Source organism: Paraburkholderia sp. SIMBA_027, assembly GCF_046535315.1.
GTDB classification, from domain to species: domain Bacteria; phylum Pseudomonadota; class Gammaproteobacteria; order Burkholderiales; family Burkholderiaceae; genus Paraburkholderia; species Paraburkholderia tropica.
Genome location: NZ_JAWRWY010000612.1, coordinates 1 through 271, shown reverse-complemented (window position 1 = coordinate 271; position 271 = coordinate 1). Strand labels below are relative to the sequence as shown.

Here is a 271-nt window from a genome sequence, read left to right as displayed (position 1 = left end):
AGTTGCCTCCGCCGTTTCCCAGAACAACCAAGCCGCCCCGAGCGCGGCCACTTCACCGGCTGCCGAACTCCGGCTCGGCTACTTCAGCAACGTCACCCATGCTCCGGCCTTGGTTGGCATCAGCAAGGGCATCATCGCCAAGGACCTCGGCAGCACCAAGCTCACCACGCAGGTCTTCAACGCAGGCCGAGCCGCTGTGGAAGCGTTGAACGCCGGCGCTATCGACGCGACCTACATCGGCCCTAACCCGGCCATCAACTCCTTCGTCAAG

The 271-nt window shown here is 63.8% G+C and carries 1 protein-coding gene; it reads left to right on the top strand.

The features are described from left to right. Positions 1-271: ABC transporter substrate-binding protein (locus SB764_RS40465; protein WP_410866821.1), on the top strand; the 271-nt coding region annotated here is incomplete at both ends.